This window comes from Magnetococcales bacterium (genome assembly GCA_015228815.1).
Taxonomy (GTDB): Bacteria; Pseudomonadota; Magnetococcia; order Magnetococcales; family UBA8363; genus UBA8363.
This window is the reverse complement of sequence record JADGCV010000001.1, coordinates 208,156-223,755: the sequence shown is the minus strand read 5'-3', so window position 1 is coordinate 223,755 and position 15,600 is coordinate 208,156. Positions and strand designations below refer to the sequence as shown.

Sequence of the window (15,600 nt, the reverse complement as noted above, 5' to 3'; positions counted from 1 at the left end):
GCATTTTGTAACGGCCCAGGTATCTCCCCCTCAAGATTCCAGGAAGAGGGATGAACCAGGGAGGGGGTGGACCGGTCCATGAAATTCAAGCATCGTCCCCTTCCGGCCCTGAGGGAAGACCTGGCCATTGTGCCGGGTCCGATCGATTCTTTGGATGGTACTCCGACCTGGATCATCCATGATCCCGTCCGCCATCGATTTTTTCGCATTGGTCCGCGACAACTGCACATGATGAATCATTGGAAGGGGGGCATCACCCTTGAGGCGCTTTGGAACGCCATCGAGGACAAACGGACAGGATCCCGATTTTCACGCCGGGAAATTTACGATTTGTTCATTTTTCTCAGGGATCATCAACTGCTGTCCCTTCAGGGGCTGGAATCGAATCCGGCCCGTCGGACGCCATGGTGGCGGTCGTTTCTGGGACACTATCTTTTCTTTCGGATTCCATTGATCGACCCCGATCCGTTTCTGGGGCGGATTCTCCCTGGGGTCGATTTTTTGTTTTCGCGCTGGTTCTTGGTTGTTCAGGGGGTCATGTTGCTGTGGGGTTGGTTCATGACCATGCATCATTGGGATCGTTTTATCGATACGATTCCACGGGTGTATGGACCCGAGGGCGCCATGCTGTTGGCGGTGGCGCTGCTTCTGGCCAAGGGGGTCCATGAATTGGGACATGCCCTGGCGGCGAAACGATTGGGCATTCATGTCCCATCGATGGGGGTTGCCTTCATGGTGATGTGGCCGGTGTTCTACACCGAATTGAGCGAAGCATGGAAAATTTCCTCACGGCGGCAACGTCTGAAAATTGCCGCGGCAGGGATGAAGGCGGAGTTGAGTTTGGCCATCTGGGCGACCGCCTTGTGGAATTTGTCGCCGGACGGTCCGGTGCGGGAGGCCTTGTTCTTGTTGGCGGGATCGACGTGGATCATGACTTTGGCCATCAATTCAAATCCCTTCATGCGTTTTGACGGTTATTTTCTCTTGAGCGACGTCATGGACATCCCCAACCTGCATGATCGTGCCTTTGCCATGGGGTGTTGGTGGTTGCGTCGGCTCGTCCTTGGGGTTTCAATGCCACCCCCGGAACCGTGGCCGGTGGGGCGGCGCCGTTTCCTGATCGCCTTTGCCTGGGCAACCTGGTGCTATCGTCTGCTGCTGTTCGTCTCCATTGCCCTGCTGGTGTATCACCTTTTTTTCAAACTTCTGGGTCTGGTCCTGCTCGTTGTCGAATTGGGCTGGTTCGTTCTTCGTCCCGTGGCGCGGGAACTGGGGGTGTGGGGTGATTTGATGGCCGATCCGGGTGGAGGGCGCGTCGCGGGACGGTTGTTGGGATGGTTGATGGCGGTGGTGGTTGTGTTGCTCGTTCCCTGGCCCGCCTCGGTCGAGATCGGCGCCGTGATACGTCCTGAAATCCTGCGTCCGGTCTACGCACCGCAGGAAGGAATTATCGAGAACCTCGGGGTTTCCCTGGGCAGGGTGGTGCAACGGGGCGAGGAAATGCTTCGCCTTGGCGTGCCGGCATTGGACCTGGAACTGTTGTCGAGCCGGAAAAGAATGGAGGTGCTGCAACGACGTCTGGAATGGAGTCTGGTGGCGGTCGGAAATCTGGAACTCAGAGCAAACCTTTTGCAACAGAAGGGAAGAGAAGAGGTTGTCTGGTCGGGACTCAAGAGAAAAAAAGATCGACTGTCCGTGATCGCCCCCGAAACGGGACGGGTGGTGTGGCTTGCCGATCCGCTTCATGTTGGCGAATGGGTTGGAACCGTTCTCCCATTGCTGACCTTGGCGGGCAACGAATGGCAAATCCTGGGATATGCCAAAGAGGAGAACCTTCGGGAGGTCGCCCTTGGAAAAGAAGGGCGATTTTATTTTCCGGCAAACGCCTTTCCTTCGCTTGCCCTGCGTCTTGTTTCCATTGGCAAAGCTGAATCCACGACGCTGGATCTTCCCGAGTTGGCTTCGATCCATGGCGGACCGGTCGATGCACGGTTGGACGCGAAGGGACGGCCCGAGGCCATGAATCCTGTTTATCGTGTTGTTTTCTCAATTAAAGATAAATCATGGCCCGGAATCGACCGGACTTGGCGCGGGGTTGTGGTTTTGCCAGCACGGGGAAGATCCATTTTGGAAACGTTGTTTGAATGGGGGGGTGGTTCGTGGGTTCACGAACGACAATTCTAGAATGTATTGATACGCATCATTTAATGTCAATGATTCTCTCGGAGATCAGGCACCGTTATTGCATTTAACGGCTGTTGGCCGATGAATTCTCCGAGATGTCGGTCAATCGTCAAAAATTGGATACCTGTCACGCGCATCATGCAGCCTGGTGGAGGAGGAAATGTCGGAAATGCAACATGTTCATGGATCGGCGGTCGCCGCAGTGGAAAATACCTCGATTCCCGGCGAGGAGTTGCGCCTTTATATCGAACGAATCGAACGGTTGGAGGAGGAAAAGGCGGAATTGGGGCAGGACATTCGTGATCTCTACCAGGAGGCCAAAGGAAACGGGTTCGATCCCAAGGTCATGCGGGAAATCATCAAATTGCGCAAAAAGGATCCTGGAGAGATCGACGAAGAGGATGCCATTCTGCACCTCTACAAAGAGGCGCTGGGCATGACACTTCAAACCATTCAGTAAATACCATGTCCGTCGGTCCGAGGGGGGAGAATTCCTCCCCCTCCGGAACACCTTGGAATCACATGTCGCTCATTGCCCGATTCATCTCAAGTTTGCGGGAGCGTTCCGGGTCCCTGCTTTTTGTCCACGATCCCCGGTTTGGCGAGGATCCCGTGGCCATGCGTGGTTGCGACCGGAGCGAATTTTATCGTTTGACCGTTACCTGGGCCAGCCGCATTCATGAAACCCCCGATCGGGTCATCATGATCTTCGGGCACACGACCCCCATGATGATGGCCGCCTGGTTCGGGGCGATCCTCGCCGGACGGTTGCCGGCATTCATCTCCTATCCCAATCACAAGACGACACCCGAGGCCTATGGTGAAAAACTGGTCAATTACCGGGATCGGTTCGGCAGCGCAACCTTCATCGGCGAAGAGGAGGATCGTCCCATTTGTCCGGAAGTGTTGACCGGGACCACATTGAATCGGCTTGAAGACGATACGGTCCTCGATCCAACACATTTTCCCGGATGGCGTGGACCACCGGAAGGGGGTGAACTCTTTTTGCAATGTTCCTCGGGAACGACCGGTCTTCAGAAGGCGGTGGCCATTCGCGAGGAACTGTTGATCGCCCAGCTTGATGGCTATCGCCAGGCGCTCTGTCTGGATCCCGAAACCGACCGCATCGTCAGTTGGTTGCCCCTCTATCATGACATGGGTCTGGTGGCGACCTTTCTGTTGCCACTCCTGACGGCAACGCCGGTCTATTATCTGGATCCTTTTCAATGGGCGGCATCTCCGGGTCTTCTTCTCGAAATGATGGAGCGTTATCGCGGCACCCTTACCTGGTTGCCCAATTTTGCCTTTTCCTTTTTGTGCAAGAATCCCCATCCCAGACGCCTGGAGCATGTCCGGGCCTTCATCAACTGTTCCGAACCGGTTTCCCTGGCCGCGTTTCAACGATTCATGACGACCCATGGCGTTCGAGCGGATCAGTTGTCGGTGTGTTATGCCCTGGCGGAACATGTGTTTGCCGCCACGCAGGAGGAAATCGGCAAACCACCCTTTTGCCTGAACGTCGATGCCGCCTCCTTGCGTCGCAATCGGGTCCATCCCTGGGGACGGGGGCAGGCCCTGGATGGCGAAATCCGTGACATGGCTGGAGGACGGGTGGTGATCGGTTGTGGTTTTCCCTTGGCCGGGGTGGAGGTGCGCATCGAGTCGCCATCGCGGGAAGTGGTCGGGGAAATCTGGTTGCGGGGTCCGTGTACCGTGACCGGGTATTACCAATCGCCACCGCGGGCCATCGATGGATGGTTTCCGACAGGGGACCTGGGATTTCTTCATGGAGGTCGGCTGTTCCTCTGCGGTCGCATCAAGGATTTGATCATCCAGAATGGCAAAAACATCCATCCACAGGATGTGGAGGCGGTGATCGATGCCCATCCCGCCGTTCATCCCGGTCGGGTGGCGGTCGTCGGCGCCGTGGATCCCGAACTGGATACCCAAAACACTTATGCCCTGGTCGAACCCGAAGAACATCTGCCATTTGGACAAAGAGTTCGGATAGGCCAGGACCTGCAAACCCGACTGAACCTTCTCTGCGACGTTCCCGTTCGCGTCGCCATGGTGCCGCGGGGATGGCTCAGAAAAACATCCAGTGGAAAAATGGCCCGGGAAAACAATCTGCAACGTTATCTGAAAGGGATGCAGGATGCCATTCATCTGTGTGGTGACAGCCATGTTCGCATCTTCTGGACCAGCGCTACCTCGCACCACAACCGTTTCAAGGGGATTCATGCCTATTGGGTCGGTCTCCTGTGGTCGGAAAACTGGAAAAAGACCATCCCCTTTTTTTCCGAACTCGTCACCCACATGAAGGACCGCGACCCCCTGGTCATTCAGGCGGGAGAACCGGAATGCCGCACCCTGTTTCCCAGGAGTCCCGATCCGGAAATGCGGATCCGCCAGGCGGTCGATGCCTATCGTGAATTTTTTCTGGTATTGCGAAAATTGTGGCCGGGACGCCTCGCCTACATGACCGGAATTCCCACGGCCCCGCTTGACCGGGACAATGGCGACCGGCAATGGCCTGTTTGTGGTTCGGTCCGGGAACGGTATCGCCATCAGCAGCGGTTTTATGCGGCGATGCAATCGATGTGTGCCGAATTGGTCATCCATTTTATCGATGTCTGTACCCCCCTTCTGAATGAAGAGGGAATGATTCCCCCGGAACGTCTTGGTGATGGCACGCATCTGGATCCGGAGTGGATCGATGTCCCCTTGAGGTTGCTGGAACAAAACTTTGGCGTGATCAATCTTGAAGAAAACGATCCTCCCCCGGAACAAAGCGTGTGGGATGGAAGTCGTGATCATTTTTTTCGTCTGGTGCAAAGAAAGGTGCGGGATCATGCGCCGTTGCACGACAATCCCGATTGGAATCGGATGGTTTCGACTTCGTTGCTTGATTCCCTGGCCATTGTCGAACTGGTGACAATGTTGAACCAGGTGTGTCAACTGAGGATCGAGCCAGGAATGATTTCGGTGATGGATTTTGAGTCGATCGAGGGAATCTACGAAAAATTTGTCAAGAAAAAATAGTGTGGATGGGTCTGGGAAGGGGCTGGCCCCTTCCCAGTGGGATCTGGGGCAAAGCCCCAGGGTCCGTCAATGCACCTTCGCCCAGATCCGTTTCTTGATGGCATACAGCAGGACTGTCAGGATGAAGAGGTATCCCAGAACCCAGAATCCCAGGGATTTTCTTTCTTCCATGGTCGGTTCGGCAGCCCAGGCGAGAAAGGCGACGACATCGTGCGACAACTGCTTGAGGGAATTTTCGGTACCGTCGGCATAGGTGATCTGACCGGCGGTCATCGGCTGCGGCATGGCCAGGAAGTTGCCCGGAAAATATTTATTGAAAGGACTGCCACTGGCGATGCGTTCCAGTTTGGCCTTGACCTGGGCCTTGTCGTGGGTGTCGATCAACAGGGCCGATTGCAGTTCCATGGCCTCCTGCTCGGAGATTTCACCATCGGCCATGGTCTTGGTCACCAATTGGGTCTCCTCGTCGCTCAGGTAACCGGTGAGGATACCGAACACATAATCTTCATATCCCTTGCGAGCCTTGGTGATCAGCGACAGATCGGGCGGAATGACGCCAAAAGATTCCTTGGCGGAAGTTTCATCCATGGCGGCGTTCATCCGGTCGAGCTTGGAACGACCCTGGATTTCGGCCAGTTTCTTGACTTCATCTTCCGTGAGACCCAGCTTGCGCAACTGATCGAACTTGATCAGGCCGATGGAATGACATCCCATGCAGATTTCCACGGCAACCTGGGCGCCGCGCTTGGCGGCCCCTTTGTCGTAACTTCCGAACATTCCATGATGGGACCAGTCCTGGCTGGGAGGTTGGGGCGCGCCGGAAGAGGCATGGAGCGCCATGGGTACCATGGCCGCCAGAAGACAAACGGCCAGAATTGTTTTGATGAGTCTCATGATCCGGACACCTCTCCTCACAGGCTTTTAGGCACGGGTCTGGGCTTTTCAATCTTCAACGCGGTAATGAGCCACAGGAGTATGAAGTAGCTGAAATAGATGGCGGTACAGGTCCGACCGATGAGAATCAGCGGAACGGCCCCGTGAAACAGACTGGCGTCCGCGGGATTGTACCCCACCCAACCCAGAACGAAGGCGTTGATGACGAAAATCCAGAACAACTGTTTGCTGAGAGGACGGTAACGGAATGAACGAACCGGCGAGCGGTCGAGAAACGGCAGGATGAACAGGATCGCAATCGACAGCACCATCGCGATCACCCCCGCCAGCTTGCTGAAGGAGCCGAGAAAATCGATCGAACGGAGAATGGCATAAAAGGGGAGAAAATACCATTCAGGGACGATGTGCGCCGGCGTTTGCATCGGATTGGCGGGAATATAGTTGTCCGCTTCAAGGAAGGCGTTGGGGGCGAAGAAGACAAAGTAACAGTAGATGATGAGAAACACCCCCATCCCATAAAGATCCTTGATCGTGAAGTAGGGATGAAATGGGATGGTATCCTTGCCCTCGTGAACGTCGATCCCCACCGGATTGTTCGAATGGACCGCGTGCAGCGCCCACAGATGAACCACCACCACGCCGAACACCAGCAGCGGCAGGAGAAAGTGCAGCACGAAAAACCGGTTGAGGGTCGGATCGGCAACCGAAAAACCACCCCAGATCCAGACCACCAGGTCTTCCCCGACCACCGGAATGGCGCTCATCAGGTTGGTGATCACCGCCGCGCCCCAATAGGACATCTGGCCCCAGGGGAGGACATAGCCCATGAAGGCGGTCCCCATGAGCATGAAGAAAATGACGATCCCGATCCACCAGAGAATTTCCCGCGGGGCGCGGTAGGACCCATAGTACATCCCCCGGAGAATGTGAATGTAGACCGCGATGAAGAAAAAGGTGGCGCCGTTGGCATGCATGTAGCGCAACAGCCAGCCGAAGTTCACATCGCGCATGATGTGTTCGACCGAGTTGAAGGCCAGGATGGCGTCGGGCTTGTAGTGCATCGCCAGGAACAAACCGGTGGCGATCATGAGGATGAGCACCATGAGCGCCAGAGAGCCGAAGTTCCACCAGTAGTTGAGGTTTTTCGGCGTTGGATACTCGGTTGCCTGACTTTTGATCAGTTCGGTTACGGGTAGACGGGCGTCTATCCACTCCATGATTTTCGACACGTCAAACACTCCTATCTTAGAGAGGCAGGACGACTGTTACATGCAACACGGTCGGCGGTCAGGCCATCGCCTTGCCAATGACCAGAGTTTTTTCATCTTTGAAGTCATAGTACGGGACCTCGAGATTTCGCGGCGCGGGTCCCTGACGGATGCGTCCGGAAGTATCGTAGTGGGAGCCGTGGCAGGGACAGAGGAAACCGCCGAAGTTTCCGGTCCCGATCGGTTGCGGCACGCATCCCAGGTGGGTGCAGACCGCCAGAAGGACGAGGTATTCCGGTTTTTTTACCCGATCGGCATCCTTGGCGGGGTCGGGAAGGCTTTCCTTGTCGCCTGTCTGGGCCATGGTGATCATTTCGGCGGTGCGATGCACGACAAAGACCGGCTTGCCTTGCCAGGGGATGGTGATCATCTGTCCCTGTTGCAGGGCGCTGATGTCAACCTCGGTCGTCGCCTGCGCCAGAACGTCCGCCGACGGACTCCATGAGCGGATGAACGGCCAGGCGGCGGCAGCGACGCCCGCCACCCCGAAGGCGCTTGTGGCCAGGATGAGAAAATCCCGGCGGTTTTCTTCTGCCTCGATAGCCATGGACAATTTCGACCTCCAAGGGGTATTCGTGAAGAGGGTTGCCGTATTGGGTTCGGGAAGATCGTCCGGGCAGGACCGGTCGATGCCAACGTGTCGTCTTGAAGTGCGTCATGTTCCCGTTTGGCGCGGGGTTTGTCAACCCACCTCCGCTTGAGAAATCCACGAAAAACGCATTTTTTTGATCCGGAAAAGGTTGTGAATCTTCACCAGGGGAAAAGGGATGTTTCATGTGGTGCTTTATCAGCCGGAAATTCCACCCAACACCGGGACCATCATCCGGCTGTGTGCCGCGACCGGGAGCCATTTGCACCTGATCGGTCCCCTGGGATTCAGGCTCGATGCTCCGGGGTTGCGGCGGGCGGGGATGGATTATCGCGATCTGGCCCAGGTCAGCCGCTGGCGCGACTGGGACCATTATCGCCAGGCCTTTCCGGACATTGAATCAGGCCGGGGGCGGGTGGCGGTTTCGACCAGGGGGACCCGGCACCATGGTGACTGGGACCATGTTCCGGGGGAGCATTTATTGTTCGGTTCGGAAGGGGCGGGGCTTCCCGAGGCCATGATTGAGGAGCACCGTTCGGCATTGCTCCGCATTCCCATGGTTCCGGGGTGTCGCAGCCTCAATCTGGCGATGAGTGTCGCCATTGTCCTCTACGAGGGATTGCGGCGGAATGGTTTTTCGGGACTTGATGTGGTTGCAGGGGGGGATGTCCGGACCGGAGAGGACGGACCAGCAAATTTCATGGACGGGTCCGGCCAAAAACTCCATTCCGGACCCGTCGCAATCAAGGGGATCATTTCCCGGCAGCCGGACCTGGGGCGGGTTTGATTTCCTGATCGATGATTTCCTTGAACGTATTGAGCGGTATGGCGCCGACCAGTTTGATGCCGTTGACGAAGAAGGTCGGCGTTCCGGTGATTCCCAGTTGCTTTCCGGAGGCGGAATCGGCGGTGATCCGGGCGGCGTGACGACCGCTCTTTAAGCATTCTTCAAACTTTGTCATGTCCAGGCTCAACTTCTTTGCCAGTTCCTTGAGGGCGTCTTCGGCCAGCGATTGGGATTCGACGAAAAGGGCGTCATGATAGGGCCAGAATTTTTCCTGTTCGTTGGCGCACATCGACGCCTCCGACGCCTTTGGGGCCTGTTTGTGGAACGGCAGCGGAAAATGACGGAAGACAAAACGCAGTTTGTCGCCGTAGGCTTCCTTCAATTGCGACAACACCCCCTGGGCCTTGCGGCAATAGGGACATTCGAAATCGGAAAATTCGATGATGGTGACCGGCGCCGTGGCGGGGCCACGGCTTAAATCCTCGGGACCCGTCACGGTATAACGAGGCTCTTCCAGAAGTATTTCCGCTTTGTATTTCTCGACCAGGCTTTCATGATATTTCATCTTGGCCTGTTTGAGCGATTGATTTTCAAGAAAAGTGCGGACTTTTTCCTTGATGGCGGGATCGTTGCCGGGAATCCGTTCCTTGTTGGCCTCCATGAACTGTTTGACCTGATCCTCGGTGAGTGTCACGAGGAACTTGGCTGCCATCTTCTCCTCGACCTGATCCCTGGGAAGATTGTTGGCCTTGGCATCGAGTTCCAGGAGATGATCGAGGACTTCCATCTCGATCTTCTCCATGCGCAGATCATGGAACTGTCCCGCGAGCATGGCATCCACCTTTGCCTTGTCGAGGGTCCAGTCGCCGATCCGGGCGACCGGTTCGGCCATTGATGCGATTGGCAACAATAGTAATGATGGCAGCACAGAGAAAAGCATCATTGTTAATTTTTTCATTACGGCATCCTCGACGATGGAAAAAGAATGAGTGATTGCGTTTTATAAAAAATAATCAGGCCCCATAAATCTGTTCGGCCCGTTTACGGAAGGATTCGACCATGGAGGAGGAGGCCTTGCCAAAGACCGGCCCCATGGCCAGATCGACCAGCTTTTTGCTGAACTTGAAATCAATGAAGAATTCCACCCTGGATCCGCCCGTGGCCAGGTCGGTGAAGCGCCATTCGCTCTCAAGGTGGGAAAACGGTCCCGAAAGATGGGTGATGGTGATGCGATGAGGGGGATCGATTTCGTCGCGGGTGAAGAAGGTTTCGCGCAATCCCTTGAAGGCGAAGGTCATTTCCGATTTGAATGTTGTCTCGGTGATGTCAAACTTTCGCGATTTGACGAGCCAGGGGATGAATTCGGGATAACGGTCCATGTCCACGACCAGATCGAACATCTGCCGCGCCGAAAAGGGAAGATCGATGGTGACACTGCGCCGCGGCATGATCAGACCCCCTGTCCATAGAGGTCCTGCGCCCGTTTGCGGAAGGCGCCGATCATTTGTTTGGATACTTGAGAAAAAACGGGTCCCATGATCATTTCTTTCATGCGGCTGTCGAATTTGAAATCAATGAAGAAGTCAACCTTCGTCCCCTTCTCCTGGGGGGTGAAGAGCCAGGTGCTGACCAGATATTGAAACGGTCCCGATTTCAGGTTGATCTCGACTTTTTTTTCGGGAACCACCAGATCCAGGGTCTGGAAACTTTCCCTGAGCCCCTTGAAGGAGATGGTCAGTTCCGCCATGAACTGGTGCGGTTGCCGATCCCAGGTTCTGGACTTGACGCACCATGGCAGGAATTGTGGATACCGTTCCACATCCACGACGAGATCATAAATCTGCCTTGGGGAAAAGGGCAGGGTTTCGCTGACACGAATTCTTGGCATGGGAAAATCGTGGAGGGCTGGATGCGGTTGTTGTCAACGGAGTGACGTTTCAATTATTCTCGATGCCAAGCATATTGCAATGTGACGGACGGGTCCATGAATTATGGTTCCTCCGATACGGGATTGATCAAGGGATGACGTTTTCCATGGTGGCGATTTTGTTCCATGGTGGTGGTTGTGTCTCGAAAAAGAATGAAGGAAAAAAAAGTGACCGAACCAGAACCGGACTTTTCCCGATCCGTGATTCGTTCCCAGGCCCTTTCGGCCAATCTGGAACAGACTCGGGTATCGGCGGTGACCATCGCCAGGGAACACGAAATCTTGCGCGAGGTCGTTGCGCACTATCGAGGCATTCAGGAATCCCTGGACCGCCTTTTGTCGGAACTGAATCATCCCTTTCGCAACTGGACCCTGATTTTGCCGGAACTGAGAGGGTATGCCCTGAAGAACATGGGGATCCACCTGCGGCACGAGCGGGGTCCGGAGGGCCTTCGATTGTTGTGCCGGCTGTTTTTGCAGGCGTCCACCGAAGGGGTGCGAACCGATCTTTCCCGTCCGGCCCTGGAGGCGCTCTCGGCGGTCCTCGCCCGGGCCATCGACCTCATGCCCGTGGAGCGCCTGCGTGATCATGGCGAGGCCTTTCGCGACATCTTCGCCGAACTGGGGAATCTTTCGCGCGACCAACTGCGCCTTCTCGGGCAATCGCCGTTTTCGTTGCGGCGCGCCCTTCTGGCATTGCTCGAAAAAAGTGCCGCGGTGGCGGAAGACATCATCCCCTGGGACAGCCTCAAGGGGTTCACCCGGGCTTCCCTGGGCGCCAGTTTCGATTACTGGCTTGCCCTTCCCGATCCGTCGCTCTGGGCCTCCGAGGCCCGGGAGGCGGTGGCGGCGATCGTTCCCGAGGCCCTGCTTGTCTTGAAGAGCCGTCTCCTGGAACTGGAGTCGGCTCCCGCAGGGAGGGACAATCTGGCGGCGCTGCTCGCCCTTCCGGACTACATGGAAATCGTCCACATGTATCATCGGGCGGCGGAACGGATCGACCAGGCAGGAGAAGCAAAACCTCGGGCGGGGGAGGATCGCGGGGAGATCCTGAAGAAAAAACTCGTTTTTCTTTTCCACATCATGCGCATCGATGGATTGCGCCTGGTCCATGAACAGGCGTTGCGCTCCATCAACCAGGCCCTGGTGCAACTGATCCGGATGCGTCAGGGGTTCGAGGAGTTGCGGGAGCGCTTCGATGAAACCTTTCATTTGTTCCGGGAACACGTCGCCTCTTATCCCCACACCGCCCTTCAGTCCATCGAAATCCTGGGGGAAGAGGTGTTCCGCCGCGACAACAGCCGTCTGGTGGAGATTTTTCTGCAACGGACCGTTGAATTCGGTTTTCAGTATCGTCAGGTCACCGGCGTCAGCGCCGAATGGCAACCGATCTGCAACCCCAACCATCTGCACAACATTCGCGTCTGGCTTGGCCTGATCCGCCGCAATCCCCCCTGGAGTCCCACCCTGTTTTCCGCCCTGATCGTCAATCTCAAACTGACCGGGGTTTTGATTCGCGATACCGATCTGTTCCAAAGGGAAGTGACCCGCCTTCTCGACAGCGGCATTCGTCCTGTCTACAACCTGGCGCGCCAGTTTTGCCGCCTGCTGCCGGTCTACTACAACGAAATCGGCGCCGAGGGGTTGTTGCGCGAGGTTTCGACTCAACTTGACGAACGGCATCAACGCAAGGATGCGTTGATCCATTTTCTGCGCAAACAGTGCCATGTCGAAAGCACCAACAGGATCGTCGCCCTGGCCCGTGGAATTCTCCTCTACTGGCAGGATGGTGATCGGGGTCATCTGGAAGGGTTGGTCAGCGATCCGGTTTTTCAGGGACTCACCACCGGCGGTCCCCTGTTCGACGAGGTGCATCGGGTGACGCAGGCGCTGTTCGCCCAGGCGGCGGCGGAAGGGGTGGATCCCTTTTCCTGGACCACCGCCGAGGCGGAACGCCGCATCATGGCGCTTGAATCGGGCAGCGACGGGGAACGCCAACGGGTCTGGCTCGTGATTCATCTCTATCATTTGTTGGAACAAAAATACGACCTCGGGTTTCGTAACATTCGGGAACCGCTGCGGCAGGCGATGGCCGATGGCATTCCCGGTCTCGAACCGCTCGATCGTCTTCTCGATGCCCAACAACGGGGGGAACCCATCGCGGGCGACGAAAAACTCGATACCCTGCTCACGGTCCTGGAAAGGCTCAACCGGATCATCCTGAGCGACGAAACCTTCATTCCGCACGAGGAAATCTATCAAAAACGGCATATTGCCGTGGACATACCTTCCGTCTATGGGCGGTACTCGGAAAAAAAATTCGATGCCCTGTCGCTTGGTTTTCGCCTGGAAAACCTGGCCACGGTCGAACTGGAAGCGTTGGCGGTCGAGATCAGGGAGGAATTCATCACCCGATCTTCTTTCTTCCGGGTCCATGCCATCATCCGTTTTTTTCTGCGCGCCCTCGATCTGGATGGGGTGTCGTCGCGGCGGCTTGTCCACCTCAACGGCGTTCTGGAACGTTTTCTTGAATTCAATGAATTCACGTTTCATCAATACATCGATGTCTTCCAGGGGTTTGCCGAGGGGATCAAGGACCTGGTCGCCACCTATTTCACCACCCATCATCGTGATACCCTGGCCACGATCATCCCCATGATCCCCCGGGAGGCGTTGTTGCCAAAGTATCATTCCCTGCTCGATGACGATCCCGACATCGGCATGGAACGGATCAGCGAATCCTTTTTGCGCGATCTGGTGGCGGAAACGTTTGGGTTGCAATCCTTCGATCGCTTCATCACCCGGCTGTTGCATCTGCTGCGGCGTCAGGAGGAACGGCTGTCGCTGCCGTTGCTCAACCAGCTCATGAATTTTCATCCGGGGCGGTTGTTTCATTCCCTCGCCGATCCCAGGCATCCGACGATGGACCTGTTGCATTTGGGGTCCAAGGGATTCAACCTGTTGGACATGGCGGCGGATCGGCTGCCGATCCCGGCGGGAACGGTGTTGACGACCGAATACTTCCGTTGTCGTGAGGTGATCCGTGCCTATCCTCCGGCGCGGAAGGATTTCATGGATCGTTTGCGGGCGCATGTGCGGCTCATCGAAAATCAGACGGGGCGAGTGTTGGGCGCTCCTGTCCGACCGTTGTTGGTTTCGGTGCGCAGCGGCGCCTTGTTCTCCATGCCCGGCATGATGCAGACCATCCACAACGTCGGCATCAACCAGGCTGTCGTCGCGGCGCTGGCCGGGGAAACCGGCAATCCTTTCTTCGCCTGGGACAATTATCGTCGCTTCGTTCAATCCTGGTGTGCCACCCGCGACATGGACCGGGCCATTTTCACGGACCTGATGCATCGCCATAAGGACCGGGCGGGGATTCGCTGGAAACAGGAGTTCAGTCATGAACAGATCCGCGACCTCGCCCTCGATTATCTTGCCGCGGCAAAGGGGCAAGGGATTGTCATTCCCGAGGACCCCATGGAACAGCTTCAGACCGCCATCGATCAGGTGGTCGATTCCTGGTCGTCGGAAAAGAGTCGGAGCTATCGTCGGATCATGGATCTTTCCGATGCCTGGGGGACGGCGGTGGTGATTCAGCGGATGGTGTTTGGCAACCTGGGCCGTCAGGCGGGTTCCGGAGTGGTGTTTACCGCCCATCCCCATCGAAAACTTGACCGGGTGTTGTTGTGGGGCGACTACACCACCGGCAATCAGGGGGAGGATGTCGTCAACGGTCTGGTGACCACCCGACCGATTTCCCTGGATCAATGCGACTACGAGGGTCGGGATCCCGAAATTTCCCTGGAGCGGTGTTTTCCCGAGGTCCATGGCCGGTTGCATGATGTGGCGACCCATTTGATCTACCAGCGCCGTTTCAATCCCCAGGAATTGGAATTCACCTTCGAGGGTCCGCGGGCGGATGATTTGTATCTATTGCAGACCCGCGACATGGTCACGGCGAAAAACCGTGTTCCGGCCCACCATCGTTTTCAGGACACTCCGGAGCTTCGCGAAAGCAGAATCGCCCGGGGAATCGGCGTTGCGGGTGGGGCGTTGTGTGGGCGGGCGGTGTTCAATCTGGATCAGATTCATCGGTTGCGCGCCGAGTTTGGCGATGAGCCGTTGATCCTCATTCGTCATGATACCGTTCCCGAGGACATCCGCGAGGTTTCCATGACCCAGGGGCTTTTGACCAGTCGTGGTGGCCAGACCTGTCATGCCGCCATCGTTGCCGCCAAGCTGGCCCGGACGTGTGTTGTCGGGTGTGAGGATCTTGTGGTGGGACGGGATTCGGCGCGAAGTTTGGCGACGGGGCGGGAGATTCGTTGTGGCGACCCGATCGGCGTGGACGGCGCGAGGGGCCTCTTGTACTGGGGCTGGTTCCCCTCTGAAAAATAAACTATTGAAAGAAAAAAGGGGTCTTGGGGATTTCCCCCAGGGTTTTTATTTTTGTTTTCTTAAGGAAGAGACCACAGAGGAAGCCCCGTGGTCGGATCCAGTTGGCGTTGGAGCGCCGTTCCATCCAGGGCATGGATGATCGTTTCGCAGGCAAAGACGATGGTGCCGGGAAAAAGATGACCACCAAAGGTTTGTCCCGAGGCGTCCGAAAGAATGGCATGGGCGTGGACGAACGGTTGATTGTCCTTCATGGAAATATTTCCCGACAGGTGAACGATTTCCAGAGGTCGATCAAGGTGGATCGTGTGATAGACCTGCTGCACCTGGTTGTAATAGCCCAGAACCCCCTTCTGGACCGCGCCGATGGCACTGACCATCCCCAGTCCGATGTCATGTTGGCGACAGGCCCGGTTGAGGGCTTCAAGAAGATCCTCGCCATGGTTGACCCGGCCCATGAAATGGCGTCCGGAGGTGACCTCATTGAACATGACTTGTTCTCCTCAATGCC

12 protein-coding genes are annotated in these 15,600 nt (G+C 56.4%); 5 read left to right on the top strand and 7 right to left on the bottom strand.

Translation table 11 applies throughout. The features are described from left to right. The first annotated feature begins 78 nt into the window (after positions 1 to 78). The 3 genes from HQL76_00975 (at position 79) to HQL76_00965 (ending at position 5,226) form a co-directional block, all read left to right on the top strand. Positions 79 to 2,184 carry a hypothetical protein gene (locus tag HQL76_00975; protein ID MBF0107735.1) on the top strand — a complete coding sequence of 702 codons (2,106 nt, stop codon included), beginning with the start codon at positions 79 to 81 and terminating at the stop codon, positions 2,182 to 2,184. Positions 2,185 to 2,353: 169 nt separating this feature from the next. Then, the gene (locus HQL76_00970) at positions 2,354 to 2,644 is read left to right on the top strand and encodes a DUF2312 domain-containing protein (protein ID MBF0107734.1); all 291 of its coding nucleotides are present in this window, start codon (positions 2,354 to 2,356) and stop codon (positions 2,642 to 2,644) included. Between the two features lie 62 nt (positions 2,645 to 2,706). Next, positions 2,707 to 5,226 carry an AMP-binding protein gene (locus HQL76_00965; GenBank protein MBF0107733.1) on the top strand — a complete coding sequence of 840 codons (2,520 nt, stop codon included), beginning with the start codon at positions 2,707 to 2,709 and terminating at the stop codon, positions 5,224 to 5,226. A 66-nt stretch (positions 5,227 to 5,292) separates the two neighbouring features. On the opposite strand, the gene HQL76_00960 is transcribed toward HQL76_00965, so the two are convergent. From HQL76_00960 to petA, 3 genes are all read right to left on the bottom strand, one after another. Continuing rightward, on the bottom strand, positions 5,293 to 6,120 hold the full coding sequence (locus tag HQL76_00960) for a hypothetical protein (GenBank protein ID MBF0107732.1): 828 nt from the start codon (positions 6,118 to 6,120) through the stop codon (positions 5,293 to 5,295). A gap of 17 nt (positions 6,121 to 6,137) precedes the next feature. Next, positions 6,138 to 7,337 carry a cytochrome b/b6 gene (locus tag HQL76_00955; GenBank protein ID MBF0107731.1) on the bottom strand — a complete coding sequence of 400 codons (1,200 nt, stop codon included), beginning with the start codon at positions 7,335 to 7,337 and terminating at the stop codon, positions 6,138 to 6,140. A 70-nt stretch (positions 7,338 to 7,407) separates the two neighbouring features. Continuing rightward, on the bottom strand, positions 7,408 to 7,935 hold the full coding sequence (petA, locus tag HQL76_00950) for a ubiquinol-cytochrome c reductase iron-sulfur subunit (protein MBF0107730.1): 528 nt from the start codon (positions 7,933 to 7,935) through the stop codon (positions 7,408 to 7,410). Positions 7,936 to 8,155: 220 nt separating this feature from the next. On the opposite strand from petA, the gene HQL76_00945 reads away from it, so the two are divergent. After that, the gene (locus HQL76_00945; protein MBF0107729.1) at positions 8,156 to 8,764 is read left to right on the top strand and encodes a tRNA (cytidine(34)-2'-O)-methyltransferase; all 609 of its coding nucleotides are present in this window, start codon (positions 8,156 to 8,158) and stop codon (positions 8,762 to 8,764) included. Here HQL76_00945 and HQL76_00940 read toward each other — a convergent pair. From HQL76_00940 to HQL76_00930, 3 genes are read right to left on the bottom strand one after another with little or no spacing between them, the layout of a single operon-like run. Then, the gene (locus HQL76_00940) at positions 8,730 to 9,722 is read right to left on the bottom strand and encodes a DsbA family protein (protein MBF0107728.1); all 993 of its coding nucleotides are present in this window, start codon (positions 9,720 to 9,722) and stop codon (positions 8,730 to 8,732) included. The two genes, HQL76_00945 and HQL76_00940, sit on opposite strands and share 35 nt — an antisense overlap. Positions 9,723 to 9,777: 55 nt before the next feature. Beyond that, entirely contained in the window at positions 9,778 to 10,212 is a 435-nt protein-coding gene (locus tag HQL76_00935) for a type II toxin-antitoxin system RatA family toxin (GenBank protein ID MBF0107727.1), read from the bottom strand. 2 nt (positions 10,213 to 10,214) lie between these two features. Next, positions 10,215 to 10,652 carry a type II toxin-antitoxin system RatA family toxin gene (locus HQL76_00930; GenBank protein ID MBF0107726.1) on the bottom strand — a complete coding sequence of 146 codons (438 nt, stop codon included), beginning with the start codon at positions 10,650 to 10,652 and terminating at the stop codon, positions 10,215 to 10,217. Between the two features lie 207 nt (positions 10,653 to 10,859). On the opposite strand from HQL76_00930, the gene HQL76_00925 reads away from it, so the two are divergent. Further along, on the top strand, positions 10,860 to 15,092 hold the full coding sequence (locus HQL76_00925; protein MBF0107725.1) for a phosphoenolpyruvate synthase: 4,233 nt from the start codon (positions 10,860 to 10,862) through the stop codon (positions 15,090 to 15,092). A gap of 59 nt (positions 15,093 to 15,151) precedes the next feature. On the opposite strand, the gene HQL76_00920 is transcribed toward HQL76_00925, so the two are convergent. Beyond that, positions 15,152 to 15,580: a DNA-binding protein gene (locus HQL76_00920; GenBank protein MBF0107724.1), complete on the bottom strand. Its 429-nt coding sequence runs from the start codon at positions 15,578 to 15,580 to the stop codon at positions 15,152 to 15,154. Between the last annotated feature and the right edge of the window lie 20 nt (positions 15,581 to 15,600).

Bases quoted from the DNA above. Each gene is read 5' to 3' on its own strand.
- HQL76_00975 (MBF0107735.1), top strand. From the start codon at position 79: ATGAAATTCAAGCATCGTCCCCTTCCGGCCCTGAGGGAAGACCTGGCC.
- HQL76_00970 (MBF0107734.1), top strand. From the start codon at position 2,354: ATGCAACATGTTCATGGATCGGCGGTCGCCGCAGTGGAAAATACCTCG.
- HQL76_00965 (MBF0107733.1), top strand. From the start codon at position 2,707: ATGTCGCTCATTGCCCGATTCATCTCAAGTTTGCGGGAGCGTTCCGGG.
- HQL76_00960 (MBF0107732.1), bottom strand. From the start codon at position 6,120: ATGAGACTCATCAAAACAATTCTGGCCGTTTGTCTTCTGGCGGCCATG.
- HQL76_00955 (MBF0107731.1), bottom strand. From the start codon at position 7,337: ATGGAGTGGATAGACGCCCGTCTACCCGTAACCGAACTGATCAAAAGT.
- petA (MBF0107730.1), bottom strand. From the start codon at position 7,935: ATGGCTATCGAGGCAGAAGAAAACCGCCGGGATTTTCTCATCCTGGCC.
- HQL76_00945 (MBF0107729.1), top strand. From the start codon at position 8,156: ATGTTTCATGTGGTGCTTTATCAGCCGGAAATTCCACCCAACACCGGG.
- HQL76_00940 (MBF0107728.1), bottom strand. From the start codon at position 9,722: ATGAAAAAATTAACAATGATGCTTTTCTCTGTGCTGCCATCATTACTA.
- HQL76_00935 (MBF0107727.1), bottom strand. From the start codon at position 10,212: ATGCCGCGGCGCAGTGTCACCATCGATCTTCCCTTTTCGGCGCGGCAG.
- HQL76_00930 (MBF0107726.1), bottom strand. From the start codon at position 10,652: ATGCCAAGAATTCGTGTCAGCGAAACCCTGCCCTTTTCCCCAAGGCAG.
- HQL76_00920 (MBF0107724.1), bottom strand. From the start codon at position 15,580: ATGTTCAATGAGGTCACCTCCGGACGCCATTTCATGGGCCGGGTCAAC.